General features: G+C 63.6%; 22 protein-coding genes and 2 tRNA genes. 11 read left to right on the top strand and 13 right to left on the bottom strand.

The window, feature by feature from the left end; all coding sequences use genetic code 11:
• The first annotated feature begins 52 nt into the window (after window positions 1–52).
• Window positions 53–1,618: a succinic semialdehyde dehydrogenase gene (locus RH831_RS05990; RefSeq protein ID WP_310553325.1), complete on the top strand. Its 1,566-nt coding sequence runs from the start codon at window positions 53–55 to the stop codon at window positions 1,616–1,618.
• Between the two features lie 7 nt (window positions 1,619–1,625).
• Here RH831_RS05990 and RH831_RS05985 read toward each other — a convergent pair.
• Window positions 1,626–1,710: transfer RNA gene (locus RH831_RS05985), tRNA-Ser, on the bottom strand.
• Between the two features lie 230 nt (window positions 1,711–1,940).
• Between RH831_RS05985 and RH831_RS05980 the strand changes: the two genes are divergently transcribed.
• Complete coding sequence (locus RH831_RS05980; protein ID WP_310553324.1) at window positions 1,941–3,995, top strand: secretion system protein; 2,055 nt, start codon at window positions 1,941–1,943, stop codon at window positions 3,993–3,995.
• Window positions 3,992–5,815, top strand: a complete 1,824-nt coding sequence (locus RH831_RS05975; protein ID WP_310553323.1) for a type II secretion system F family protein — start codon at window positions 3,992–3,994, stop codon at window positions 5,813–5,815. Before RH831_RS05980 ends, RH831_RS05975 begins: the two co-directional genes overlap by 4 nt.
• On the opposite strand, the gene RH831_RS05970 is transcribed toward RH831_RS05975, so the two are convergent.
• Window positions 5,816–6,340: a hypothetical protein gene (locus RH831_RS05970; protein ID WP_310553322.1), complete on the bottom strand. Its 525-nt coding sequence runs from the start codon at window positions 6,338–6,340 to the stop codon at window positions 5,816–5,818. It abuts the gene before it with no gap.
• Window positions 6,337–7,110 carry a P-loop NTPase gene (locus RH831_RS05965; RefSeq protein WP_310553321.1) on the bottom strand — a complete coding sequence of 258 codons (774 nt, stop codon included), beginning with the start codon at window positions 7,108–7,110 and terminating at the stop codon, window positions 6,337–6,339. Before RH831_RS05965 ends, RH831_RS05970 begins: the two co-directional genes overlap by 4 nt.
• Before the next feature lie 149 nt (window positions 7,111–7,259).
• Between RH831_RS05965 and RH831_RS05960 the strand changes: the two genes are divergently transcribed.
• The 3 genes from RH831_RS05960 to RH831_RS05950 all read left to right on the top strand — a co-directional run bounded on the left by RH831_RS05960 (window position 7,260) and on the right by RH831_RS05950 (window position 8,785).
• Window positions 7,260–8,030: a PAC2 family protein gene (locus RH831_RS05960; protein WP_310553320.1), complete on the top strand. Its 771-nt coding sequence runs from the start codon at window positions 7,260–7,262 to the stop codon at window positions 8,028–8,030.
• Window positions 8,031–8,085: 55 nt separating this feature from the next.
• Window positions 8,086–8,274, top strand: coding sequence for a hypothetical protein (locus RH831_RS05955; protein ID WP_070365354.1), 189 nt, complete (start codon window positions 8,086–8,088; stop codon window positions 8,272–8,274).
• 91 nt (window positions 8,275–8,365) lie between these two features.
• Window positions 8,366–8,785, top strand: a complete 420-nt coding sequence (locus RH831_RS05950) for an OsmC family protein (protein WP_310553319.1) — start codon at window positions 8,366–8,368, stop codon at window positions 8,783–8,785.
• A gap of 159 nt (window positions 8,786–8,944) precedes the next feature.
• Here the strand turns inward: RH831_RS05950 and RH831_RS05945 are convergent, their stop codons facing one another.
• From RH831_RS05945 to RH831_RS05935, 3 genes are all read right to left on the bottom strand, one after another.
• Window positions 8,945–9,736 (bottom strand): hypothetical protein, encoded by a 792-nt coding sequence (locus RH831_RS05945; RefSeq protein ID WP_310553318.1) that lies wholly within the window; start codon window positions 9,734–9,736, stop codon window positions 8,945–8,947.
• 2 nt (window positions 9,737–9,738) lie between these two features.
• Entirely contained in the window at window positions 9,739–10,422 is a 684-nt protein-coding gene (locus RH831_RS05940; RefSeq protein ID WP_310553317.1) for a hypothetical protein, read from the bottom strand.
• A 574-nt stretch (window positions 10,423–10,996) separates the two neighbouring features.
• Window positions 10,997–11,070 (bottom strand) — tRNA-Tyr (locus RH831_RS05935).
• 490 nt (window positions 11,071–11,560) lie between these two features.
• Here RH831_RS05935 and RH831_RS05930 point away from each other — a divergent pair.
• Window positions 11,561–11,734, top strand: a complete 174-nt coding sequence (locus tag RH831_RS05930) for a ribbon-helix-helix domain-containing protein (protein WP_070365356.1) — start codon at window positions 11,561–11,563, stop codon at window positions 11,732–11,734.
• Window positions 11,735–11,736: 2 nt separating this feature from the next.
• Entirely contained in the window at window positions 11,737–12,897 is a 1,161-nt protein-coding gene (ftsZ, locus tag RH831_RS05925) for a cell division protein FtsZ (RefSeq protein WP_070365357.1), read from the top strand.
• Between the two features lie 29 nt (window positions 12,898–12,926).
• On the opposite strand, the gene RH831_RS05920 is transcribed toward ftsZ, so the two are convergent.
• Genes RH831_RS05920 through RH831_RS05905 form a run of 4 tightly spaced genes read right to left on the bottom strand, consistent with a single transcriptional unit; the run spans window position 12,927 to window position 16,718 of the window.
• Window positions 12,927–13,886: a tRNA 2-thiolation protein NcsA gene (locus RH831_RS05920; protein ID WP_310553316.1), complete on the bottom strand. Its 960-nt coding sequence runs from the start codon at window positions 13,884–13,886 to the stop codon at window positions 12,927–12,929.
• Window positions 13,887–13,932: 46 nt separating this feature from the next.
• Window positions 13,933–15,027 carry an aminopeptidase gene (locus RH831_RS05915; protein ID WP_310553315.1) on the bottom strand — a complete coding sequence of 365 codons (1,095 nt, stop codon included), beginning with the start codon at window positions 15,025–15,027 and terminating at the stop codon, window positions 13,933–13,935.
• 41 nt (window positions 15,028–15,068) lie between these two features.
• Complete coding sequence (locus RH831_RS05910) at window positions 15,069–15,863, bottom strand: methyltransferase domain-containing protein (protein WP_310553314.1); 795 nt, start codon at window positions 15,861–15,863, stop codon at window positions 15,069–15,071.
• 24 nt (window positions 15,864–15,887) lie between these two features.
• Window positions 15,888–16,718: a deoxyribonuclease IV gene (locus tag RH831_RS05905; RefSeq protein WP_310553313.1), complete on the bottom strand. Its 831-nt coding sequence runs from the start codon at window positions 16,716–16,718 to the stop codon at window positions 15,888–15,890.
• 177 nt (window positions 16,719–16,895) lie between these two features.
• Here RH831_RS05905 and RH831_RS05900 point away from each other — a divergent pair, with 177 nt between their 5' ends.
• Complete coding sequence (locus RH831_RS05900; protein WP_310553312.1) at window positions 16,896–17,792, top strand: serine/threonine-protein kinase RIO2; 897 nt, start codon at window positions 16,896–16,898, stop codon at window positions 17,790–17,792.
• A gap of 95 nt (window positions 17,793–17,887) precedes the next feature.
• Here RH831_RS05900 and RH831_RS05895 read toward each other — a convergent pair whose 3' ends face one another.
• Window positions 17,888–18,079, bottom strand: coding sequence for a hypothetical protein (locus RH831_RS05895; RefSeq protein ID WP_310553311.1), 192 nt, complete (start codon window positions 18,077–18,079; stop codon window positions 17,888–17,890).
• A gap of 43 nt (window positions 18,080–18,122) precedes the next feature.
• On the bottom strand, window positions 18,123–19,547 hold the full coding sequence (locus RH831_RS05890) for a helicase HerA domain-containing protein (RefSeq protein WP_310553310.1): 1,425 nt from the start codon (window positions 19,545–19,547) through the stop codon (window positions 18,123–18,125).
• Window positions 19,548–19,641: 94 nt separating this feature from the next.
• On the opposite strand from RH831_RS05890, the gene RH831_RS05885 reads away from it, so the two are divergent.
• The gene (locus RH831_RS05885; RefSeq protein WP_070365364.1) at window positions 19,642–20,067 is read left to right on the top strand and encodes a hypothetical protein; all 426 of its coding nucleotides are present in this window, start codon (window positions 19,642–19,644) and stop codon (window positions 20,065–20,067) included.
• On the opposite strand, the gene rmuC is transcribed toward RH831_RS05885, so the two are convergent.
• Window positions 20,064–20,984 (bottom strand): DNA recombination protein RmuC, encoded by a 921-nt coding sequence (gene rmuC / locus RH831_RS05880; RefSeq protein ID WP_310553309.1) that lies wholly within the window; start codon window positions 20,982–20,984, stop codon window positions 20,064–20,066. The two genes, RH831_RS05885 and rmuC, sit on opposite strands and share 4 nt — an antisense overlap.
• Before the next feature lie 85 nt (window positions 20,985–21,069).
• Here rmuC and RH831_RS05875 point away from each other — a divergent pair, with 85 nt between their 5' ends.
• Window positions 21,070–22,740 (top strand): ATP-dependent DNA ligase, encoded by a 1,671-nt coding sequence (locus tag RH831_RS05875; RefSeq protein WP_310553308.1) that lies wholly within the window; start codon window positions 21,070–21,072, stop codon window positions 22,738–22,740.
• Window positions 22,741–22,804: the final 64 nt, after the last annotated feature.

Below are 22,804 nucleotides of genomic sequence, written 5' to 3'. Positions count from 1 at the left end.
ACGTTCGGGTGGCCCCCGACACTATTGGTACGCGGGGGCCTATCGTGATAGAATGACAGTCGCCCAGTTCCCGCCACGCGTCTCCGAGAGCGAGCTATCCCGACTCGCGGACACGGTTCGGACGGCTGGCGAGCGGGAGTCCATTTCGGTCCGGGCCCCCGGGACGGATGCCGAAATCGGGTCGGTTCCGTCCGGAACCGAAACCGACGTGGCCGAAGCAGTGGCCCGGGCCCGCACTGCCCAGCAGTCCTGGGCGACTCTCCCGGTCGAATCCCGCGCCCGGATCCTCCGCCGGTTTCATGACACGATCCTCGACGAACGAGCCACCGTACTCGACCTGATTCAACTGGAGACCGGGAAGTCCCGCCTCGACGCTCTCAACGAGGTGTTGGACGTCGCGAACACCGCCCGATACTACGGGCACCGAACGGCCCTGCTCGAACCCGAACGCCGTCGGGGTGCGATCCCGTTCCTGACCCGGACGACCGTCGAGCACCCGCCGGTGGGGGTCGTCGGGGTGATTTCGCCGTGGAACTATCCATTGACCCTGTCGATCGCTGATGCGATCCCGGCGCTGCTCGCGGGCAACGCCGTCGTACTGACGCCGGCGAGTGCGACACCGTTTACCGCCCTGCTGGTCCGGACCCTCCTCAGACGGGCTGGCCTCCCGGAGGACGTCTTCCAGGTGGTGACGGGGCCGGGTGGGACAGTGGGCCCGGCGCTCGTCGATCGGGTCGATTTCGTTGTCTTCACCGGGAGTACAGAAACCGGGCGAACGGTCGCCAGTCTGGCCGGGGAGAACCTGATCGACGCGACACTCGAACTCGGTGGCAAGAACCCCATGATCGTCCTGGCCGACGCGGATCTGGACCGGGCAGTCGAGGCGGTGATCCACGGCTCGTTCGGGAACGCCGGCCAGCTCTGTCTCGCCCTCGAACGGCTCTATGTGAGCCGAGAGGTGTTCGAACCGTTCGTGGATCTGCTGGTCGAACGGATCGAAGCACTCGAACTGGGGCTCAGTTACGACTACGGGCCGGACGTCGGCTCGCTGATCGGCCCAGCGCAACTGGCCACGGTGAAAGCACACGTCGAAGACGCGACCGAATCCGGGGCGACAGTCGAGGTCGGCGGTCGACATCGTCCGGTTGTCGGTCCGTACGTGTACGAACCGACCGTTCTGACGAACGTGGACCCCTCGATGACCATCACACGGGAGGAAACGTTCGGACCCGTGGTGACCGTCGAACCGTTTGACGCCACGAGCGAAGCCGTCGAAATGGCCAACGACACCGACTACGGGCTCAACGCGAGCATCTTTACGGGCACGCCCGAACGTGGACGAGAACTCGCCAGCCGGATCGAGTGTGGGACCGTCAACGTCAACGGGGCCTACGCTCCCGCCTGGGGGTCGATCGACGCACCCATGGGCGGCATGCGGGACTCGGGAATTGGGCGGCGCCACGGGCCGGAAGGCGTGCTGAAATACACCGAATCCCGAACGGTCTCCGAACAACGTGGGCCGTCGATTCACCCACCGCGCTGGCTCCCGAATGATTGGTACGAATCGGGAATGGTGTGGATGCTTCGGCTCCTCGATCGGCTACCTGGATTGCGGTAAGGAAAAGCGCCGAGGGTGCGATTTGAACGCACGAGTCCTGACGGACAGTTGCTCTCGAAGCAACCGCCTTGGCCGGGCTAGGCTACCTCGGCGCAGCTAATCGTTACCTGCAGGCCCCTTTGTCCGTTTCGGTTCCGAACCGAGATCAGCCCGGCGGCTTCAGGCCTTGCTGTCCGGATTGGATTCCAGAGAGGTTTCGAGACTCGGTTTCTCGATACCGCTGCAATCGGCGATCGAGCTTCGATAGCAGGCAGTTCAATTTTCGCATACGTTTGCCTCGATGTGGGAGCGTTTACAAACCGGGGCGGGGCAAAGAGCCCCCATGAGCGAGGAGTTGCCGGCGTCCGTGCCGGGGCCGGTCCCACCCGACGATCGGACGGCCTGGTACGCCCCAGCGGTCCGCTCGCAGTACGCCGTCTCGAACGGGATCGTCGCGACCGTCAGCGAACAGGGCGAGGGATATCGGTATCACACCCGGACACCGTCGCTGAGCGAACGGGAGAAAGCGACCCAGGAACGGATCGAACGGCGATTCGAGGACGCCACGATCAGCCGACCACGAACCCGGGCGGGGGCCGTCGAGCGCGTAACCGACGGCCTGCCCAGTCGCCTCCGGGACCGGCTGCCAGAACTCGACGATCGGCGACCGGCCAGCCGGCGACGGCTCCAGTACCACCTGCTCGCGTCGTTGCGGGCACTCGGGGACCTGACGCCGTTGGCGCTTGACGACCGGGTCCGAATCGCCGACACGAACGCGGATCGGCTCGCGGTACACACCCGGGATTTCGCGCCCGCGATCACCGACCTGCCGGACGACACGCCCTTCCTCGACCGGTTTCTCGGTGAGCGCCTGCGTCGAGAGACAGTCCCCTTCGCCGGGTTCGAGATCCCGGTCACGGTGGTCCGCGGACACCTCCTGGGCGCGGACACCTTCGAGGTGAGCTACGTCGTCGAGGAGCCGGACCTGCTCCCCGGGGATCGAGCGCTGATCGAGACCGTCCTCGACCGCCTCCTCGAATCCCCGCCCGCCGGGATCCTGGACGACGAGATCCACAGCGTGGCCGAACGTGCTCGAACGTTGCTCAACCGTCGAATCGGCACCCGGCCCCTTGCCCGGCTGGCCGATCGGCTTCCGCTCCCCCGTCGGTCCCGTTCCGGATCGCTCACCCCAGCGTCCCGGAGCGAGCGCCTCGACGCCCTGACCTACTACGTGCTTCGAGACCTGCTCGGGGACGGGAAACTGACGATTCCACTTCGCGATCCCGCAGTCCGGTCGGTCGAGGTCAACCGTGTCGGCGACCGTATCACGGTCGTCTCTCATCGGGGAACCACGGTTGGGGACACCCGGATGCCGACGACCCTCTCGATCGACGACACGGCCGAATTCGTCGCGCTGACCCGCTCGCTCGCAGCGGAGGGCGGCGTCGAGTTGAGCGTCCATCGGCCGGCGACCACCGTGACACTCGAACGGGACACGAAGTCGGGTCGTCGGGAGATGCACTGCTCGGTGTCCCTGCCCGACAGAGCGGAGCGCGGGCACGTCTCGATCACGGCCGAGCGCGAGACGCCCCCGACCCCAATGGCGCTCGTCGAACGGAACCAACTCGATCCCGAGCTCGTCGCGGGAATCTGGACCGCGGCCGCGAATCGGGGCACGGTCGTGTTCGTGGGCCCGGTGGATGCCGAACCGACCGCCGCACTGGGCGCGCACACGCCATTCATCCCCGCCGCCGACCGCCCGGTCGAGATTGGGGCCGGCGACTCGCAGGTCGACTTGCCACACGAGACGGCCATCTCGGTCCCCCGTCGGGACGGTGACCGGGGGTGGGACCGGCGGACCGAACGGGACGCGTTGCACCCCGACGTCGCCGTTTTGAGCGGCCTGAACACCCCCGAGGCCCTCGAACAACTCGGGAGTGTCGTCGCGAGCGGCCGACCCGCCTTCGCGGCGGCGAGAGCTGCCGATCGGTCCCTGTTTGCTCACCTGGTGTCCCAGGCCGGGATCGTTCAGGAGTTCACGGCCGGTGTGGATCTCGTGGTCGAACTGCCACCGCCGAAGGCGGACGAAACCGCGACGGGGTGGGTCCCAGTATCGCCCGACGGCGAGCGAGCCGAACGAAAACCCGGCCCGGAGTTCGAGCGGCTCTTCGACACCGAGGAAGACGGGGCACTCTCCAGCCGGTTCGCCCGGACACTTGCCGCGAGCCCTGAAACCGGGGTGGGTCCAGCGGCAGTCGCCTTCGAGCGGCGCCGGCAGTACGTCGAGTACCTCCTGACCGGGGACTCGACCGACCGGGAGCGTCTCATGGGCTTTCTCGCCGACCTGCGGACGGACGAAGCCGCGACCATCGAACGGATCCGAAACTGGGAGCAATGAGCCGGCGAGTTCCTGACCGGCTCGGCCAGTTCGCCTTTCGGCTCTTCGGTCGACACGTCGATTCGGCCCGTCACGAGCGGGACCGCACCCGCTTTCGGGCCCTCGGGCTGTCCCACTCCTTCGAGACCCATCTGCTCGGTCAGTACGCACTCTCCTGGCTCGTCGCCCTCGCTGCGGGTGCCACAGGAGCGCTCGCAGCTCGGAATTTCCTCCGGTCGGTTCAGTTCTCGGCCCCCGCTATCGACGGATCCGGGGCCGTCCTGGCAGGGAGCCTGGCGGTCGGGCTGTTCGTCGGTGGACTCGCCAAATACCTGCTCCGGCGCGGGGCGAGTCTCGCGCTGGAGTATCTCGTCCGTCGGCGACGGACACAGATCGAGCACACGCTCCCGGGGGCGGTCAGATATCTCCACGTGACGGCGGCTGGAACGGTCGATCCCGCCCGGCTCTTCGAGCGGATCGCCGACAACGAGCGCGTGCACGGCGCGATGGCCAACAGCGCGAGACGGATCCGCCGTCGGCAGCAATTCACGGGGAGCGTGGAATCGGCGATCAGGCGGGAGGCCCGTGACACGCCTGCGACCGAATCACTCGCGCCGTTTCTCCTGACGTTCATCGAACGGCGTCGCGAGGGAGACACAGCACTCAGAGAGTTTCTGGCCGACGAGAGTCGGCTGCTCGCCGTCGAGGACGAACAGCGACACAGACGGGAGGCGTCCTACCTCCGGACAGTGGTTGGACTGTTCGTGCTGCTGCTGGTCGGGCCGCTGTTCCTCCTCCTCGGTCTGGCCGGCGTCTCGATCGTCTTCCCGGATACGGTTCCAACGGCGCTCGAATTCGGCCGCCCACAGTTCGACGGGCTCCTGGCCGGAGTCGGCAGCGTCGGCATCGTCCTGCTCGGGGCCGTGGCAGCGCTATTTGCCTTCCTCCTCCGACCGAGTGGCCATCGTTGGGCCGCACCGGCCCCAGCCCAGAGCCCGATCGCGGTCCTGCAATCGAGTCCCAGCAACCCGACAAACGCCCTGCTCGTCCTGCTCCCGGTTGCCCTCGGCGCGCTCGGCTTGGGACTTCTCTCCGGTGGTGCGGTTTCCACTTTGCTCCTCGGGGCCTACGTGGCCGTCGCAGTCCCAACCGGGCTCGTGGACGTGCGGCGGGCCCGCCGTCGTGCCCGCATCGATCGGGCGCTCCCCGGGTTCGTCCACAGCCTGTCCGAGCGACTCGAGAGCGGTCGCCCCCTCCGTCAGGCCGTCGCGGAGATCGCAACCGAGGAGTCCTACGGACCGCTGCAGGAGCCGATCAGAAAGCTCGCCGTGGACCTCAAACTCGTCCATGGGCCGACCGGCGGCCGGACGGAAGCCCTCGAACGGTTCGTCGGCCGAATCGGGACACCCTTCGCCGGCCGAACGGTGGGGCTGGCCATCGGCGCGATCGAGGCCGGTGCCGACGCCCGGACGGCCGTGGCCCACCTCCAGACCGAGACGGGGCGACTCGTTCACGCCGATCGGGCCCGCCGCTCCCGGTTTCCCGTGGTGATCCTGGTGGGCTGGACGGTTGCCCTGCTGATCGTGGCGATCGTCGTCGCGGTGAATCTCATGGTCCTCGACACGGCCAGTCCCACCGGCCCGGTCGCCGGCGTGACGGTGACGGCTATGGAAGCGCCCGGCCAGAAACGGCCGCTCTTCTATGTCCTCACACAGGCGACGATGCTCGCCAGTGGCTGGTTCGCCGGGCTCACCGGCCGCGGGGTCTACGAGGCCCTGCTGCACTCGGGCGTGCTGGTGGGGATCACCTGGGTGGGCTTCCGACTGGCTGGTCTGGTCTGATCACTCCTCGTCGACGTCGAAACCCCACTCCTCGGCCCGTTTGCGGGCCTCCATCGCCGCCCGCTTCTGGATCGCCTCGATCTTCTCGTCGTCGGCGAGGAAGGCTTCGACGGCGTCGAGTTCGGCGTCCGGCTCCGCCGGTTCAGGGTCGTCGGCCGCCTCGCGGGTGCGGTCGGCGAGGTCGGCGTCCCCGACGACCCGCTCGGCGGGGGCCGCCGGCGGGATCTCACCGTGCTGAACCGTCTCGACGTCGGCAGTTTCGACGAGTCGAACCCGGTAGGGCCCGGTTTCGGCGATGTCGGCGAGGGCCTCGGAGCCACTCCGACCCGTCCCCGTGTGGCGCACGCTCACCGGAACGCCCTCGTCGAACCACAGGACACACCGACCGGCCCCGTCCCCGAAGAGGCCGGCCTGGGGCTGGATCTCGCCGTACCCGACGAGTTCGGTTTCGAGCGCTTCCCAGAGCGGTTCGCCGACGTCCATCACGACGCGGTCGAAACGCGCCTGTCCCTCCGGCCGGCTCATGGGCCGTCCGGGATCACGGCGTTCCGGAACCGATCGGCCACGCGGTCCGGATCGGCGGCCTCGACGTCGAGTGCCGACGCGATCGAGGCGAAGGCCGACCCGGCCGGGCTGTCGGGGGCGTGGGCCAGAAGCGGGGTGCCCGCCTTCCGTGCCTCCCGGGCCGCCTCGTCCATGGGGACCGCGCCCAGAACGGGTCCCGAGACGTACTCGCCCGCCCGATCCGTGATATGAGTGACCTCCTCGGGATCGTGGACCTTGTTGAAGACCAGGCCGGCCACGTCGGTCCCATACGCGGTCGCGTACTCCTGGACCTTCAGGCCGTCCGTGATGGCCGGGATCGTCGGCTGGACCACCAGGACGATCCGATCCGCGATGACGATCGGGAGGACTGCATCCCGGCTTCCCAGGGTCGCAGGCGAATCGAGTAGCAGCACGTCGGTCTGCTCGGCCAGGGTCGCGATCACTTCCTGGAGACGGGACGGATCGGCGTCCCGGAAGGCCTCCAGGCTCGTCCCGCAGGGCACGATATCCATCCCAAAGCGGTGATAGACCGCCTCGGAGACCGGGTGGTCGCCCTCGCCGATGAGCAGGTCCTGCAGGGTCACCGGGACGTCAGCCAGGCCAGCGTGAAAGAGGAGATTCGCCATGCCCGTGTCAGTGTCGACGACGGTGACGTCGTACTCCTCGGCCAACCCCATCCCGAGGGCCAGCGTCGCCGTCGTCTTTCCAGTGCCGCCCTTCCCAGAGGCGACCGCGAGGACCTCTACCATCGCTCCCTCCGTGTCTCACCGTGCCGTCTCCGTCGGGGCGAACGCTGTCCGTGCACGCCACGAGCCAGGGCCCTCCCCCTCAACTAAGTTTCGAGGTGGCGATCGAACCCATGGGAGTTGTTTTCACATAGGCGCACAAACATGTCCCCATGGCCCCGACCCAGCGGGAGATCGACGACGCGGCGACCTTCGAACAGCACGACACCATCGAGGTCGAGGGGACGACCCTCATCGAGGGACTCCCCGGACACGGGCTGGTGGCCTCGATCGCGGTCGACCAGATCACCGAACAGCTCGGTCTCGACCTCTATGGGACGCTGTACGACGAGACGTTCCCCCAGGTCGTCACCTTCCAGGAGGGCATGGCCCGAGATCCAGTGCGGGTCTATGCCGGCACTGACCCGGCCATCCTCACGCTCCAGAGTGACCTGGCATTGCCCTGGCAAGCCTTCCGACCGCTCTCCACGGCGACGTTCTCGGCGCTCGGGGAGATCGAGGAGGCCTTTTTCCTCGCGGGCGCGCCCGCTCAATTTGAAGAAGAACGCGGCGCGGTCACGGCCGTCGCCACGACCCCCGACATGAAAGCGAAACTCCAGGCCAAGGACATCGACCTGGCCGCCGATCCCGGCGTGATCGGGGGCGTGACTGGCGCGCTCGCCCAGGCCTGCCACCACGAGTCGATCCCCGCAGCGGTACTGATCGTCAAGGCCCACCCCTATCTGCCCGATCCTGGGGCGGCCCAGCACGTGATCGAGACCGCGCTCGAACCGCTCGTGGACTTCGACATCGACACCACCGAGCTCGAACAGCAGGCAGAGGAGATCCAGGAGCGTATGCAGCAGATCGCCGAGCAGTACGAGCAGATGGTCGAGGGCCAGGGGCAGTACAAGGAGAGTCGCATGCCGGGCATGTACCAGTAGGCCTGCGCTGGGCGGAACCGTCACGGCTTTTGCCTAGGCCCGCAAACCGCGGCGTATGGACACCGTCACCCCACCGACACCCACACACACCGCGCCGGAGATGTCGGTCCTCGGCTGGATCATCGCCGCCGGGATCGCACTGGTCCTGCTGCCGGTCTGGCCGCTGCTCGCGATCATGTGGATCATCGGCAAGCAGGGCAAGGACAAAGGCGAGAAACACCCCGAGGACGAGATTCCGATCTGAGCGACTCCTCTTTTTTGGGACTGCGCGCCCCGGATTTCCCATTCGCTGCCCGCTAGCCAACACCTATCAAGGGCTGGCACCTACTCCCGCTATGCCAGTCAGAAACGCCACGGCGACGTGGGAAGGCACACTCAAGGAGGGGGCCGGTTCGATGGCGCTCGGAAGCGGCGCGTTCGAGGGGGCATACTCCTTCAATTCACGCTTCGCGGACGGGAGCGGCACCAACCCGGAAGAACTCATCGGCGCGGCCCACGCGGGCTGTTTCTCGATGGCGCTTGCAAACGCCCTCGCCGAAGACGGGTATGACCCCCAGCGTGTCCACACCGAGGCGGCGGTCTCTCTGAACGCGGACTCCCTGGAGATCGATCACATCGAACTCACGCTCGACGCGCGGGTTCCGGACATCGAGATCGAGACGTTCGAGGAGTACGCTGCCGAGGCGAAGGCAAACTGCCCGGTTTCGAAGGCTCTTGCGGGCGTGGATATTACACTGTCAACGACCCTCGAGTAGCGGGTTGGTCGTAGGGCTGGTTAGGACGGATTCGTTCGAAGCTGATTTCTCGGGACGCTTCGTTCACCCTTCGAACAAAACCGAGGCTACTACGCTCGCTCAAAAAGAATACGCCCTCCCCGGTTTGAACGGGGCAAGACAATTTGTATTCAACTAATATCACTCCGATTTGTCTGAACTTCCGTTAGCGATTCTAACTTCTTCACGGATATCATAGAGAGTATTTGTCAATTTTGTTGCTTCTTCGCTCATACCATCAATCTCATCAGTATCAATATCAACACGAACCGAATGCGCCTGCGAGTTGCCATGGTCCTTGAATTGCTCTACGCGGTCAACAAGACCATTGTTCAATTGTCTTGAATAATGCTCGAGCTCAGACGATTTCTCCCTCAATTTTCCACATAGGGTCCCAAGTCCGTGAAACCGTCCATTTTCAGTATTATAGTAGAGGTTGATACCTTCGCCACCATACTCTGCACGTAAAATGTCAATCACAAAATTTTCGAAGAGTTTACGGGTTAGAACTAAACATCCATCGTGGACACCGTACTGATAGCTTTTGTTAATGTCTTCGACTAATTTGCTATAATAATCCACAGATACATTGCTCGTCTCGATAAATTTGTCATCACGTATCTTATCGGGATCCTCTAATTCTGCTGCTAAGCTCTCAAAATGTTCAATTCCATCGAATGTAAGCCGATATTTATATGGGGAGTCGTCTTGGGTAATTGTCAATAACCCTTCATTTTGCAAATCTGAAACGCGGGCTGAGACCACATCTGAATTAATGTGTATCCGTGAACTTTCGAGCAGCGAGGAGACATCTGCAGTTGTGATAGTAGGGTTATCCAGCTCTTTGTCGAGATAGTATATCACAAGGCCCACTAATTCTTTCTGTGAATCGTATTCTGACTGTTGAATGAATCGGCTAAATTCATCTTCCATTTTTACTCGCCAGCAATCTCTTGTATTTCATCAATAGCTGCACGTTCCCCTCGACGAGTGAGACTTACTCCAGAATACGGACCGCCACTCCCGTGTCGCTCAAAGTACGCATCTGCGTCCCCGTCGAACGCTTGATACATATTCGCCATCTTCTCGGGGTCAATCCCAGACATATGGAGAGAGTCACCAAGGTCTGTTGAGTAGACCTTCTCAACATCACGAATATCCTCCCAAATGTAGAGAAGCATCAAAGAGGCTCTCGCTTGCCGTTCCATTCTGCTGTCTCCAAGTGCCTCAACGCCTTCGTTAAATTCCTCAATAATTATTGCAGGAACTTCGTCATCGTCATCAGGCATATCAAAGAAGCTCTCAAGCGTCCCTTCATCTACACCAGTTCTTCGGCTTATTGAGGCGAACCTTCCGGAGGTTTTGGACTCGTCTGAAGAGGTTTGTTTAGTGTCTGTATCATTCTTTGTTCCTTCCAAAATGATTTGCTCAGTACTGGAATCTTGCTCGTCTGTATGTACCGTACTGGGATTCGGGTATCCTTCCAGTGCTTCTAACACTGTTTCGTTTTCCTCAATGAAAGACGCGATGTCAAGAATTTCTTGACGATAGCTCTCATCAGACTCAGCTTGGACCTCTATATCAAGCGGCCCGTGTCTTAGTGAAATGTTGATTTCCATGTAACAGAGAGATATATGCCAAATACATATTCATTTCCCCCACATTGATCCACCCCTGCGTGCAATGAATACTGGTTGATAATCCGTCCAAAAACTCCTTAAATACCTCAAGCCTAATCCTTTCCCTCTAACCGTCCACCTATATCTCAATCCATAAACAACAGTATCAAGGAATAATATAACTTGTTCAACTCAAACCGGACTAGAGAGAATTAACAACGCCGTTTCCGGCAACAACAAAGTGCCAGGGAAGAAAATCCGCCCTCCCCGATTTGAACAGTGGGAAAAAACTCCGGGGTGCGCTCCCCAGCACTTTCGGGCTTTGCCTTCCAGGCTCAAATCGCCTCAGGAGACATTTTGAGTGTTCACTTCGTTCGCAGGAACGCAGCTCGCGGCTCACTCGTTCCATTCGTTCACCGCTCGCCAAAATCGAGACCTCCCTCCGGTCGGTCTCGCAGTCCGCTTCCCGATTTGAACAAAGGAAGACGGTCGCTCACTTCGTTCGCGCTGCGCCTTCCAGGCTCAAATCGTGTCGGTGTGGATTTTTCACTGCTCACTTCGTTCGCAGGAAAAATCCGCCCTCCCCGATTTGAACGGGGGACAAGCCGATCTACAGTCGGCTGCTCTACCAGTCTGAGCTAAGGGCGGGTGCACTCTCACGTAGCGCCCCGTCCGAATTTAAGGATTGTCATTCACCCGAACCAGCAGCCCCGATGCATCGGTCCCCGATTTGAGCCACCAGGTCCGCAGTTCCGTTGTGCAAACGTGATACGAACGGCCGAATTCTATCCTTTTCGAAAGGACGCTATTGGCACCTACCATTCCCATCCGAGGGTCCATTCCGAGCCTGTAATCCTATCAAAGTTTTGTTAATATTTGGCCTCAATAGCCTTTAGAAGCGCTCTAAGTAGCATTTACGCAGGCCCTAACCAAGTGTTGGATTCACACACCACACCCGGGGTGTAATACGCTCGGACGTAAACAAACCGTTTACAATCGCCGTTAATTATATATGCCATGGGAGTGTCGGCTAAGCTACGTAAGACACGGGTCTTACAGGTGGCGACTGTCACCACGTGAGACCTGCGCACCCACTCGATGGGTCGGCCGGTCTTACGGGAACGGGGATATACAAACCATGGAGCGTGTGACACTCCGGATTCCGGAACAGCAGATCGAGGCCGTCGAACGGATGGTCGAGACGGGGAAGTACCCCAATCGTAGCGAGGCCATCCGAGCGGCGGTTCGCGATATGCTCGAGGAGGATCGAGGGGAGCAAACGAACAGTCCGCGGACCTACGTGAAGGTGTAACAATGCAAGATATCGTTCAAGACGCCCTTGACAACGCCGAAGAGGAGGCGAGGGAGACGCCGGATGCCGACGACGCGTCGGAATTCGGGGATCCGCGGATCGTCATCGTCGGCTGTGGCGGCGCGGGGAACAACACGGTCAACCGACTCTACAACATCGGCGTGGAGGGCGCCGACACGGTCGCGATCAACACCGACAAGCAGCACCTCAAGATGGTCGAGGCCGACACGAAGATCCTGGTCGGGAAGTCCCTGACTAACGGTCTCGGTGCCGGTGGCGACCCCAGCATGGGCGAGCGCGCGACCGAGATGGCCCAGGGGACCATCAAGGAAGTGCTCGGAGACGCCGACCTGGTCTTCGTCACCGCCGGGATGGGTGGCGGCACCGGGACCGGGGCCGCACCGGTCGTCTCTCAGATCGCCAAAGAACAGGGCGCGATCGTCGTCGGGATGGTCTCGACGCCGTTCAACGTCGAGCGCGCACGGACCGTCAAGGCCGAGGAGGGCCTCGAAAAGCTCCGCAGCGAGGCCGACTCGATCATCGTCCTCGACAACAACCGACTGCTGGACTACGTTCCCAACCTGCCGATCGGCAAGGCCTTCTCGGTCATGGACCAGATCATCGCCGAGACGGTCAAGGGAATCTCCGAGACGATCACCCAGCCGTCCCTGATCAACCTCGACTACGCGGACATGACCGCCATCATGAACCAGGGCGGCGTGGCCGTGATGCTCGTCGGGGAGACCCAGGACAAGAACAAGACCCAGGAAGTGGTGAAAGACGCGATGAACCACCCGCTTTTGGACGTGGACTACCGTGGGGCCTCCGGCGGCCTCGTCCACATCACGGGTGGCCCCGACCTCACGCTCAAGGAGGCCGAGGGCATCGCGGACAACATCACCGAGCGACTCGATGCCTCCGCGAACGTCATCTGGGGCGCGCGGATCCAGGAGAACTACAAGGGGAAGGTGCGGGTGATGGCCATCATGACCGGCGTGCAGAGCGCCCAGGTCCTCGGCCCGTCCACCCAGGAGCAGGCCGACCGCTCCCGCGCAGAGATCGAGAATCCCGGTTCGACGGAGAGTTCCCCATCCTTCGGGGCGCACTCCGACGGCGGCCAGGACGAACTCGAACAGGAGAACGGCCTGGACGTCATCAGGTAGTCGTGGCCGGTGCGGCCGGTCTCGGCCGACTATTCTAATGCGGCCTGTAACTCACACGCTCGACAGCGGTCGCCATCAGTCGGCGCGCCACATTCCTCACAGACACCGGCGGGCCCATGCTCCCCGCGACGCTTCTGTGTGGCCGCGAGCTTGGCCAGCTCCTCGTATCCCGACATGATCGAATGCCGGGTCCCCGGGTGGTCGGCTTCGAGTTCGAGCAGGAGATCCTGGACGGTCCCGCGGAAGGATTCACTGCTGTGTGGGCACTCGGCGATGTGGGCCGGGATATCGCTCAGGCGGGCGTACAGCGCGATCTCGGACTCCGGAACGTCCCGAAGGGGTTTCGCCCGGGGGACGAAGGGACTGTCGGCCTCGCGGGCGTCGAGGGGCGCCAGGCTCGCGTCGTAGTGCTGGGCCATCTGGGCGACGTCGCCCTCGAAGATGTTCATCAGGGCCGTCTCGGCCTCGTCGTCCAGGTTATGCCCCGTCAGGAGCAGGTCGGCCTCGTACTCGGTTGCGACCGCCGAGAGGATGTCGCGGCGAAAGACCCCACAGTACGCACACGGGGCCATGTCCCAGGGATCGGCGTCGGCGACCGCGTCCATCCGGAGGTCGAACTCCCGCTCGTAGGAGGTACTCACGTAGGTCACCGGGCGGTCTTCGACGAGCGATTCGGCGGCCGAGAGGCTCTCGTCGCGGTAGCCCGCGATGCCCTCGTGAATCGAGAGGGCGATCAGTTCGACCCGGGGGTCGTCTCCGAAGGTCTCGGCCAGAATATCGGTGAGAACGGCACTGTCCTTGCCGCCCGAGAGGCCGATCAGCCAGGTGACGGGATCCTCGGGGGTTGCACTGTCAGGCAGCAGTCCATCGGACCGAATTCGCCGGCGCACGCGCCGGTCGACCGACTGGCGGAGATGCGTCCCACAGAGGTGGGCCCCGGAGTACGCAACGTGAATAACGGCCGCCCGACCACACCGATCACATTCCATCGGGTGAGGGTTGCCGACTCGCCGGTTTCACCGTTTCGACCCCAGTTCAGTTCGCTTCGAAGCCGTCCTCGAAGACGAAGGTCCCGTTTCGCTGGACGAGTTCGCCGTCGACCTCGATCAACGAGTCCTCGCTCATGTCGACGATCATGTCCATGTGGATGGCCGAGTCGTTGCGCTCCCGGTCCTCGCCGACGGTGTCCTCGTAGGCCCGACCCAGCGCCAAATGGACGGTGTCGCCCATCTTCTCGTCGAAGAGCATGTTGTAGGTGAACTGATCGATCGAGCGGTTCATGCCGATCCCGAGTTCGCCGATCCGGCGGGCCCCGTCGTCGGTTTCCAGGACCGCCGAGAGCACGTCCTCGTTTTTCGCCGCCGAGTGCTCGACGACACGGCCCCCTTCGAACTCCAGGTACACGTCGGTAATCTCCCGACCCTGGGCCATGAGCGGCATGTCAAAGAGCACCGTGCCCTCCACCGAATCTGGCACCGGCGCGGTGAAAACCTCGCCGCCGGGCAGGTTGTGTTCGGCGTCGTCGTTCCGGGTCAGCATGCCGTCGATTCGCATCGTGAGGTCGGTCTCGGTCCCGCTCTTGAGGTGGACCTCGGTCCCGGCCTCCAGGATCTCGACCATCTGGGCCTGATGCTCGCGCTGGGCCTCCCAGTCCTTGTTGACCGCCTCGTACACGAAGTCCGCGTAGGCCTCCGTGCTCATCTCGGCGTCCTGTGCGTTTCCGGGGGCCGGGTGCTGTGTCAGCACCCAGCGCGTGTCCATCAGCGCGTCCGAGATCGGCTGGCGGACCTTCTGGTAGGCGGTGTTCGTCTCGGGAGCCACGTCCCCCTGCTCGTTCGTGTTCCGGTCGGCCCGAACGCGGATCGCGGCGTCGGCTTCCTCAACCGCGGCGAGCAGGTGTTCGGGCAACTCGAAGTCCTCGGGGTCCGCTGCGCGAAGGTAGGCGCGGCTGGCTCTCGAACCGCCGCCCGTTCGCATCGGGTGGGCTCCCCGCTTCCCGAGTTCCTCGTAGACGGCGACCGCCAGGTCCTCGGCGACGGGTGGGGCCGTGACGAGAACGTTGTCACCGGGTTCGATCTCCGTGGAGTGGTCGACGATGATGCGTGCGTGCTCCCGAATGCGGGGATCCATGCCCGGCGGTAGGCACCAGGGCGCCATAAACGCTCAGTGTCTCAGGGTTCGATCTGCCCGACCGCGACGTAAAACGGAATGTGCTCGACCCGACGGTAGGTCCCCGCCTGTACTTGTTCGGCGACCGCCCGGCCCATCGCCTGCCAGTCGTCCCGCAAGCGGTCAAAGCCGGCCGGGCCCAGATCGCCGTCGAGCATCGTCTCGCGGTGATCGTCGAGCCGGGTGGCAGTCACCTTCCGCCGAGCCGACTCCATGGCCGTCTCCGAGTAGGGCGGTTCGATCCGTCGCTCGTGGACGTGCTTGGTTACCTCGATGTCTCGGAGTCCGGCCTGTTCGAATCGCGCCCCCAGATCGGCCCCCAGACTGGCGTCCGTCTCCAGACCGTCGAGGTAGTGAGATCGGGCCCGGCGGGACAGGGTAGCCTCGCTTTCGACGGTCGATTCGACGGTCACCGCGCTGTTGTCGGGTTCGACGGCGGCGACGCGGTCCGCAGAGACCCGCATCAGTTCCCGAATCGCGCGATCGGGATCTGGAAGATTAACGAGCAGCGCCTGGCAGGCCGCCAGGTCAAAGGTGCGGTCGGGGATCGGAAGTCGCGTTGCATCCCCCTGGATCGGTGTCTCGACTGCCCCGGCACGGAGCAAGGAGGCGTCGGCGTCGAGGGAGACGACCGACGCACCCCCTTTCTCGCGCAAGACTCGCGTGAACTCGCCCGTCCCGGCCCCCACGTCGAGGATCAGTTCAGGAGTGCCACGGAACAGGGGGACCAGCGCCTCCCGGTCCTCCCAGAGCCCGTGGCGGGTATCGCGTAGATAAGCTTCCGTGAAACGGCGCACAGCGAGAGTGGGTGAGGAAGTTGGTTAAGCCTCTCGGAGCTCCCTGGCCCGGTCGATGTTCCACTCGAAGCTCCGACCGTCCTCCGTGGGCGTCTCGAGGACGAAGGGGAGGTCCCGAAGGGCCTCGTGGTTCAGGATCGAGCGAATGCCCTCCTCGCCGATCTCACCCTCGCCGAGATGGGCGTGTTCGTCCTTGTTCGTCCCCACCGCGTGTTTCGAATCGTTCAGGTGAATGCAGGCGAGGGAGTCCAGCCCGATCACGTCATCGAACGCCGCGACGGTCTCCTGGACTGCCGCGGGCGAAGAGAGGTCATACCCGGCCGCAAAGGCATGGGCCGTGTCGAGACAGACCGCCAGGTCCTGGGAGGATTGCTCCAGGACCCCAGCCAGGTGTTCGAAGTCGCCACCGAGTTTCGTCCCGCTGCCCGCATCGGATTCGACCAGGACAGTCACGCCCTCCGGGATGTCGAGTTCGTCCAGGGCGGCGGCCGCGTTCTCGATGCCGCCCTCGACCCCCGCCCCCGTATGCGCGCCGAGATGGACGTTGACGTAGGGAATGTCGAGTGTGGCGGCGGCATCGACCTCCGCCTGCATCGAGTCGATCGATTTTCGCCGCAGGTCGTCCTTTGGGGTCGCGAGATTGACGAGATACGAGGCGTGAATGACCCACGGCCCATCGAGGTTGGCTGCTGTGCCCTCGACAAAGTCCGTGGCCTCCTCGGGATCGATGTCCGGGTGCTGCCAGACCTGGGGAGAGTGCGTGAAGATCTGACCGCAGTTCCCGCCGACCGCGAGCTGCCGCTCGACGGCGTTGTCGACCCCACCGGCGATAGAGACGTGTGCTCCGATTCGCATACACGGCGTTGAGGGGCCGATAGTAAGTCCCTTTCCCGAAACGGGACGGTTCTGCCCCGTCTTTTTGTCGAATCACATCGGTCAAAAAGAGTTTAAAATTTTGTATAGCGGTATCCGATTTATCCGCGACTCGGAAGCGGACCGGACTCTTATAGGTACCGCCAGGCTAGACCGGCCATGGCCGGAACTGTCGCCGACGCGATGGCCGACCTCGAACCCGAGGATTTCCATCTCCTCTCGGGCGTCGAGCAGGGGATGCGGTTCTCCGAGTGGGTCAATCGCGAGAAACTACCCGATTTTTCGGGGCTAACCGCCGAAAACGTCGATTTCCACCTGAATCGAATGCTCGATCTGGAGCTCATCGAGCGCAAGACCATCCAGTATGAGGGTATCAAGCTGACTCAACAGGGGTATGACGCACTCGCGCTGCACACCTTCGCCGAACGGGGAACGATCGAGGGGTTCGGAGCGCCACTCGGCGTCGGCAAGGAATCGGACGTCTACGAGGTCGAGTCCTACAAACCCCTCGCGCTGAAGTTCCACCGCGAGGGGTTCGCGAACTTCCGGGCCGTGCGGCGAGAGCGGGACTACACCGCGGATCGGGAGCACGTCTCCTGGCTCTATACCGCCCGCAAAGCCGCCGAACGGGAGTACGAAGCCCTGGAGACGCTGTATCCAGCGGTGTCGGTCCCCCAGCCGATCGACCAGAACCGCCACGCCATCGTCATGGAGAAAGTCCCCGGGGTGGAGCTGGCCAAATCAAGACTTCCCGACGGGCAGGTTCGTGGCGTCCTGGAGCTGATCCTGCGGGAGCTTCAGACAGCCTATCAGGCCGGGTTCGTGCACGCGGACATCAGCGAATACAACGTCTTCGTCGCTTCGGAGGGCATCACGCTGTTCGACTGGCCACAGGCCGTGCCCGTCGATCACGACAACGCCAGGGAGTTCCTCCGCCGAGACATCGAGAACATCACCAGTTACTTCGAGCGCAAGTATCCCGGACAAATCGGGGAGGTCGACACCGATTCCGTCGCGATAGCCATCGAAGACGGCGCTTTCGACAGGCTCGACTAGGTCAATCGGCGGCCGCAGCGACGCTGATAAACCCTTATTGACGATATCAAATGGGGGTCGAAACGGAACCACCCTTGTGACGGACGGGACGAACCCTACAGCTCCAGAACGTCGTAGCGACGCTCCCGACAGCGGTGACACTCCCGGAGCCCACGCTCCTCGGCCAGCGAACGAACTAACACCTGATAGGCACCGGGCAATACCGGACACGCCGTGGAGGTGTGATAGACCCGCAGGTCAGTCCCCTCGGCCTGCGAGACGAAGACCTGCTGTGGGCGACCTGGCACGGATACCGGCTATTCGACCGCGAGAAGGTAAGGTTGATCCCGATCAGAGGCCAGCGACGGCAAAGACGACCAGCCCCCCGATCACGGCGAGCAGAACGATCAGCACGCGAATCGCGAACCGTGTCGACGCCGACCGGTCCGGATTGCCCCCGATCGAGAGCGGGGCGAGTCGATCGACCGGCTTCGACTGACCAGTCACTCGCGCATACGCGAGTCGAACCCCGTAGCGGAGTCCGCTGAGCGCTCGAAGCAGCACGTAGGTGACCAGATGGCCGAGTTCCCAGAGAGTCTCGGCGACCCCGGGGTCCGCGTCCCTCGAATTGACCTGCGACTCCCCCCGACGGGCCGGTTCGGCCAGCGGTTCCGGGACGGCCGTCGAGTCCGGCGGACTCGACGACCGGGGCTCCGGGTCAGAGCGGTCGACAGGTTCCGGCGATCGCTCGACTGGCTCTGGCTCTGCCTCCTCGGTGCGGTCCACGAGGACCGTCGGCGGGTCGGCTTCGAGGGGCGTAACGGCCGCCTCCGAATCGGTGGTCGACTCCGCCGCGGACGCTTCATCCGGCTCAGTGGCGGCCGTCTCAGCATCCGATTCGGACTCGGGAGCCGCATCGGCCGCCGATTCGGGGTCCGATGTTGGTGATTCGTCCGTGGGGGAAGTCAGGTCACGGCGTTGGGATGGCGACAGCGAGGGCGTATCTCCCGCATCGTCCGTTCGCTTGCGCCGGAACGTGACCTGCCTGACGGCGTCCTCCCAGTCGGCCATGAGGAAGGCCGACCCCGTGCGCAGTTCCTTGACGTCCTCGGCATAATCACTCCCGAGGATCGATTTCACCACCCGGGTGTCGTTCTCCCAGGTCAGGCGATGGAAGACCAGCCAGTCACACTGGGTGATGAAGTTCTTGTCGACCGAAGCGGGTCGCTGGGACATCCCCAGGAGGCCGAGCCCACGCTTTCGACCCCGCTTTGCGATCCGGATGAGCATCTCCCCCAGGTCATCGAGCCCACCCTGCTGGGGGAGGAACTCGTGGACCTCCTCCACCAGGACGAGGAAGGGCTTGTTCTCGTGTTTCTCGCGGGAGAAGAGCAACTGGAGGGTGTCCCGGATCGTCACCTCGGCCCGTTCGATCTCCAGAATTTCGGAGATGTCGATGACGACCGGTCGGTGCTGATCGAGACAGAAGTCGACGATCTTCCCGGGGTCGGTCTCGAACAGGCCATAATCGTACTGGTCGCCGTCGCCGACGTGCACGACATCGTAGCGATCCTTGAGGGTCGCGTACTCCCCCTCGATGTCGATGATGAGGACGGGAAACCCGCGTTCGAGGAGTTCCTCGACGACGACACTCGCGGTGTTACTCTTCCCGGAGCCACTCTTCCCGAAGATGGCGCCCCGTCCCGTCAGCACCTCGATGACCGGCAGGGACAACCCATCATCGGAGACAACGATCCGCTCCGTCTCGCGAGCCATTCGCTCGGGCGTTCGATTCCCGTGGGTAAATAGTTGCCGCGGGGCGGCGATCGGTGTCAGTACACTTTTCCCGGGGCGCAAAGAGACTTCGAGCATGCAACGGGGTCCAGACTGGCTCTCCCGACAGCCCCTCCTGCGGGTGCTCGGGCCGATCCTCGGCTCGACACTCGTCCTCACCGCTTCGTTTCTGGGTGCGCTCTCGCTCACGATGGGCGGCGTCGAGGGATTTAGCGCCCGATTTCCGTACTACGTGGTCCTGATGGCCATCGGCTTCGTGAGTGCCCTGTTCGTCCTGGAACGGCCCCGGATCGAGGGGAGCCAGGTGCTCATGGCGACGATCGGGGTGACCGTAACCGTGTTCGTCGTGGTCACGCTGACCGGCGAGGGCCTAGCGTATGCCGTCTCCAACCCGGGAGCGGTCTTCCAACCGGATTTCATCCTGTATCTCCTCGCGGCGGGGCTGATCGGGAGCGGCCTGGCCTACTGGACGATCACCCACTGGCGAGAGTTCACGGGCTAGTCCTCGGTCACGGAGAGGGTCCCATCCGGCCGATCGATCCGGTCGAAGGCATCACGCACCCGGCTCAGCGCCCGGTCCACGTCGTCCGCACGCTTGGCCGCATTGTCCACGTGTCGTTTATGAGTGCTCCACTCGTCCTCGACGGACTCGAAACGATCGCCCAGCTGAGCCAGGTGATCGAGCACCGCCTCGGCCTCCTCGGAGAGCTTCTGGGCCTGCGCCCCGGTCTTGAGCAGTTCGAGTTTGTGCCCCAGGGTTAGCGGCGAGACCACCTGCACGCCACGTTTGGTGTACTCCCGCAGCAGGTCGTACTCCTCGGTGATCAGGTGGTAGTAAACACTCTCCGAGGGAATGTAGGCAAAGGCAAAGTCAGTGGTGCCCGCACTGGGATCGACGTAATCGCGTTCGATCTTCGCCAGTTGAGATTCCACGGCATCACGGAAGGCCCGCTTGTGCGCCCGTTTTTGCTCGGGATCCTCTGCCTGGAGGAACTGCTCGTAACGATCCAGCGGGAACTTCGAATCGATCGCCACGATTCCGTCGGGCGTTTCGACGTGTGCGTCTGGGGTCTTCGAGCCGACGACCTGCTCTCTGATCCCGTACATCCCCGGGTGGAGGTGATCGGAGAGCATGACCTCCAGTTGGACCTCGCCGAACTCCCCGCGTTCGCGAGGGGCCCGCAACAGCCGGTCGAAGTCATCATGGAGGGACTCGATCTTTCCCGCCCGGTCCTCGATCCGCGAGACAGTTTCGCCGAATTCCATCGAGGAGAGACTCTGTGAGAGCGCGGCGGTCAGCTGGTCGGTCTCGACGCCTGATTCTGATTCGGCGACGGTCCGCCGGACCTGAAAGAGGAGTCCGATCACGAAGAGCAAGCCGAGCAACACGGCCCCGAGAAGCAGGTCGGTGATAGCCATTGGCTTGCCTTCGGCGGGCCCGACAAAGAAAGTGTCTGCCGGGCTTTTCGAAGGCTTATCCCCCACGGCCCCCAACGGCCGGCCAATGGAGTACGGCCGCCTGGTGGAGTTGTACGCGGAGCTTTCAGCGACCGAAGCGAACACGGAACAGACTGCGCTGATCGCACACACGCTGACAGCGCGACCCGAGACCGTCGAGTTGCTCGTCACCCTCCTCCAGGGCCGGCCCTTCGTGGCCTGGGACGATCGGGATCTGGGCGTCTCCTCGAGTCTGACCAGAACGGCCATCGCGAAGGCGACCGGCCACAGCGAGGCACAGATCGAGGAGTGGTGGCGCGAGACCGGCGACCTGGGGAGCGCGGCCGCGAGAGCGATCGAAAACGACCGGCAACAGACCCTCTTCGGCCAGTCCCTGACCGTCGAGGGGGTTCAGGAGACCCTCGAAGACATCGCGGCCTACGATGGGGCGGGAAGCCAGGAGCGAAAAATCGATGCGATCGCCGTCCTGCTCTCCGACGCCGAGCCCGAGACGGCCCAGTACCTCGTCCGGACCGTCCTCGAAAACCTCCGTATCGGCGTCGGGGCGGGGACGATCAGGGACGCGATCGCCCAGGCCTTCCTCGGGGGGAGCGAGGCCGACGTGGCGGCCGTCGAGCGGGCCTACCAGGTCACGAACGACTTTCGGCGGGTGGCAGCGGTCGCCCGCGATTCGGGTGTGGAAGGACTGAGGGAACTCGAAATCCAGGTCGGCCGCCCGATCGCCGTGATGCTCGCTGAGAAGGCCGAATCGGTGCGCACGGGAATGGACCGTGTCGCCCCCGATGGGCCCGTCCTCGCGGAGTACAAGTACGACGGGATGCGAGCCCAGGTCCACGTCGACGGAGCGGACGTCACGGTCTTTACCCGCCGGCTGGCCGACGTCACGGCACAGTTCCCGGACGTGGTCGCGGCCGTCCAGGAGCACGTCGACGCCGAACAGGCAATTCTGGAGGGCGAGATCGTGGGGTACGATCCCGAAACGGGCGGGACCCTTCCGTTCCAGACCCTCTCGAAGCGCATCAAGCGCAAGTACGACCTGCAGGCCACGAAAACGGAGATCCCAGTAACCCTGCTGCTCTTCGACGCGATGTACGTCGAGGAGTCGCTACTTGAGGCCCCGCTCACGCAACGGCTCGACCGGCTCGAATCGGTTCTCGCGGAGTCCACCCAGGAGATCGAACGGGCCCGAAACTGCATGAGCGAGGACCCGGCGGCCATCGAAGCCCTCTACGAGGACGCGTTAGCGGCGGGCCAGGAGGGCATCATGGTGAAGAACCCGGCGGCGACCTACCAGCCCGGGAACCGGGTGGGCTATATGATGAAGGTAAAGCCCACACTGGAGACCCTCGATCTGGTGGTCACCCGGGCGACCTACAGCGAGGGGCGGCGGTCGAACCAGCTCGGGCGGCTCTACCTGGGCTGTCGAGACGCGAGCGGCGAATTCAAGGAGGTCGGCCGGCTCTCGACGGGTTTTACCGACGAGGAACTCGCCACCGTCACCGAGCGACTGGAGCCACTGATCGTCGAGACCGAGGGCCGGGACGTGGTCCTCGACCCGGAACTCGTCCTGGAGGTCGAATTCGAGGAGATCCAGGCCTCCCCCGAGTACGACTCGGGGTATGCGCTTCGCTTCCCGCGGTTCGTCGGGTTCCGGGACGACCTCGGCGTGAGCGATGTGGACACGCTCGACCGGGTCAAAGGGCTCTACGACCAGTAACGTGGCCGACAAGCGGGCCGATCGGTGAGACATGTTTTATTACCCGCGCGGGTGCAGTCCCAGG

Source organism: Halodesulfurarchaeum sp. HSR-GB (assembly GCF_031432215.1).
Classification (GTDB): Archaea; Halobacteriota; Halobacteria; order Halobacteriales; family Halobacteriaceae; genus Halodesulfurarchaeum.
Note: the sequence above shows the minus strand (reverse complement) of the source record. Positions and strands in the feature narration are given on the sequence as shown.

Excerpts from the sequence above, each read along its gene's own strand:
- RH831_RS05990 (WP_310553325.1), top strand. The coding sequence starts at position 53 with ATGACAGTCGCCCAGTTCCCGCCACGCGTCTCCGAGAGCGAGCTATCC.
- RH831_RS05980 (WP_310553324.1), top strand. The coding sequence starts at position 1,941 with ATGAGCGAGGAGTTGCCGGCGTCCGTGCCGGGGCCGGTCCCACCCGAC.
- RH831_RS05975 (WP_310553323.1), top strand. The coding sequence starts at position 3,992 with ATGAGCCGGCGAGTTCCTGACCGGCTCGGCCAGTTCGCCTTTCGGCTC.
- RH831_RS05970 (WP_310553322.1), bottom strand. The coding sequence starts at position 6,340 with ATGAGCCGGCCGGAGGGACAGGCGCGTTTCGACCGCGTCGTGATGGAC.
- RH831_RS05965 (WP_310553321.1), bottom strand. The coding sequence starts at position 7,110 with ATGGTAGAGGTCCTCGCGGTCGCCTCTGGGAAGGGCGGCACTGGAAAG.
- RH831_RS05960 (WP_310553320.1), top strand. The coding sequence starts at position 7,260 with ATGGCCCCGACCCAGCGGGAGATCGACGACGCGGCGACCTTCGAACAG.
- RH831_RS05955 (WP_070365354.1), top strand. The coding sequence starts at position 8,086 with ATGGACACCGTCACCCCACCGACACCCACACACACCGCGCCGGAGATG.
- RH831_RS05950 (WP_310553319.1), top strand. The coding sequence starts at position 8,366 with ATGCCAGTCAGAAACGCCACGGCGACGTGGGAAGGCACACTCAAGGAG.
- RH831_RS05945 (WP_310553318.1), bottom strand. The coding sequence starts at position 9,736 with ATGGAAGATGAATTTAGCCGATTCATTCAACAGTCAGAATACGATTCA.
- RH831_RS05940 (WP_310553317.1), bottom strand. The coding sequence starts at position 10,422 with ATGGAAATCAACATTTCACTAAGACACGGGCCGCTTGATATAGAGGTC.
- RH831_RS05930 (WP_070365356.1), top strand. The coding sequence starts at position 11,561 with ATGGAGCGTGTGACACTCCGGATTCCGGAACAGCAGATCGAGGCCGTC.
- ftsZ (WP_070365357.1), top strand. The coding sequence starts at position 11,737 with ATGCAAGATATCGTTCAAGACGCCCTTGACAACGCCGAAGAGGAGGCG.
- RH831_RS05920 (WP_310553316.1), bottom strand. The coding sequence starts at position 13,886 with ATGGAATGTGATCGGTGTGGTCGGGCGGCCGTTATTCACGTTGCGTAC.
- RH831_RS05915 (WP_310553315.1), bottom strand. The coding sequence starts at position 15,027 with ATGGATCCCCGCATTCGGGAGCACGCACGCATCATCGTCGACCACTCC.
- RH831_RS05905 (WP_310553313.1), bottom strand. The coding sequence starts at position 16,718 with ATGCGAATCGGAGCACACGTCTCTATCGCCGGTGGGGTCGACAACGCC.
- RH831_RS05900 (WP_310553312.1), top strand. The coding sequence starts at position 16,896 with ATGGCCGGAACTGTCGCCGACGCGATGGCCGACCTCGAACCCGAGGAT.
- RH831_RS05890 (WP_310553310.1), bottom strand. The coding sequence starts at position 19,547 with ATGGCTCGCGAGACGGAGCGGATCGTTGTCTCCGATGATGGGTTGTCC.
- RH831_RS05885 (WP_070365364.1), top strand. The coding sequence starts at position 19,642 with ATGCAACGGGGTCCAGACTGGCTCTCCCGACAGCCCCTCCTGCGGGTG.
- rmuC (WP_310553309.1), bottom strand. The coding sequence starts at position 20,984 with ATGGCTATCACCGACCTGCTTCTCGGGGCCGTGTTGCTCGGCTTGCTC.
- RH831_RS05875 (WP_310553308.1), top strand. The coding sequence starts at position 21,070 with ATGGAGTACGGCCGCCTGGTGGAGTTGTACGCGGAGCTTTCAGCGACC.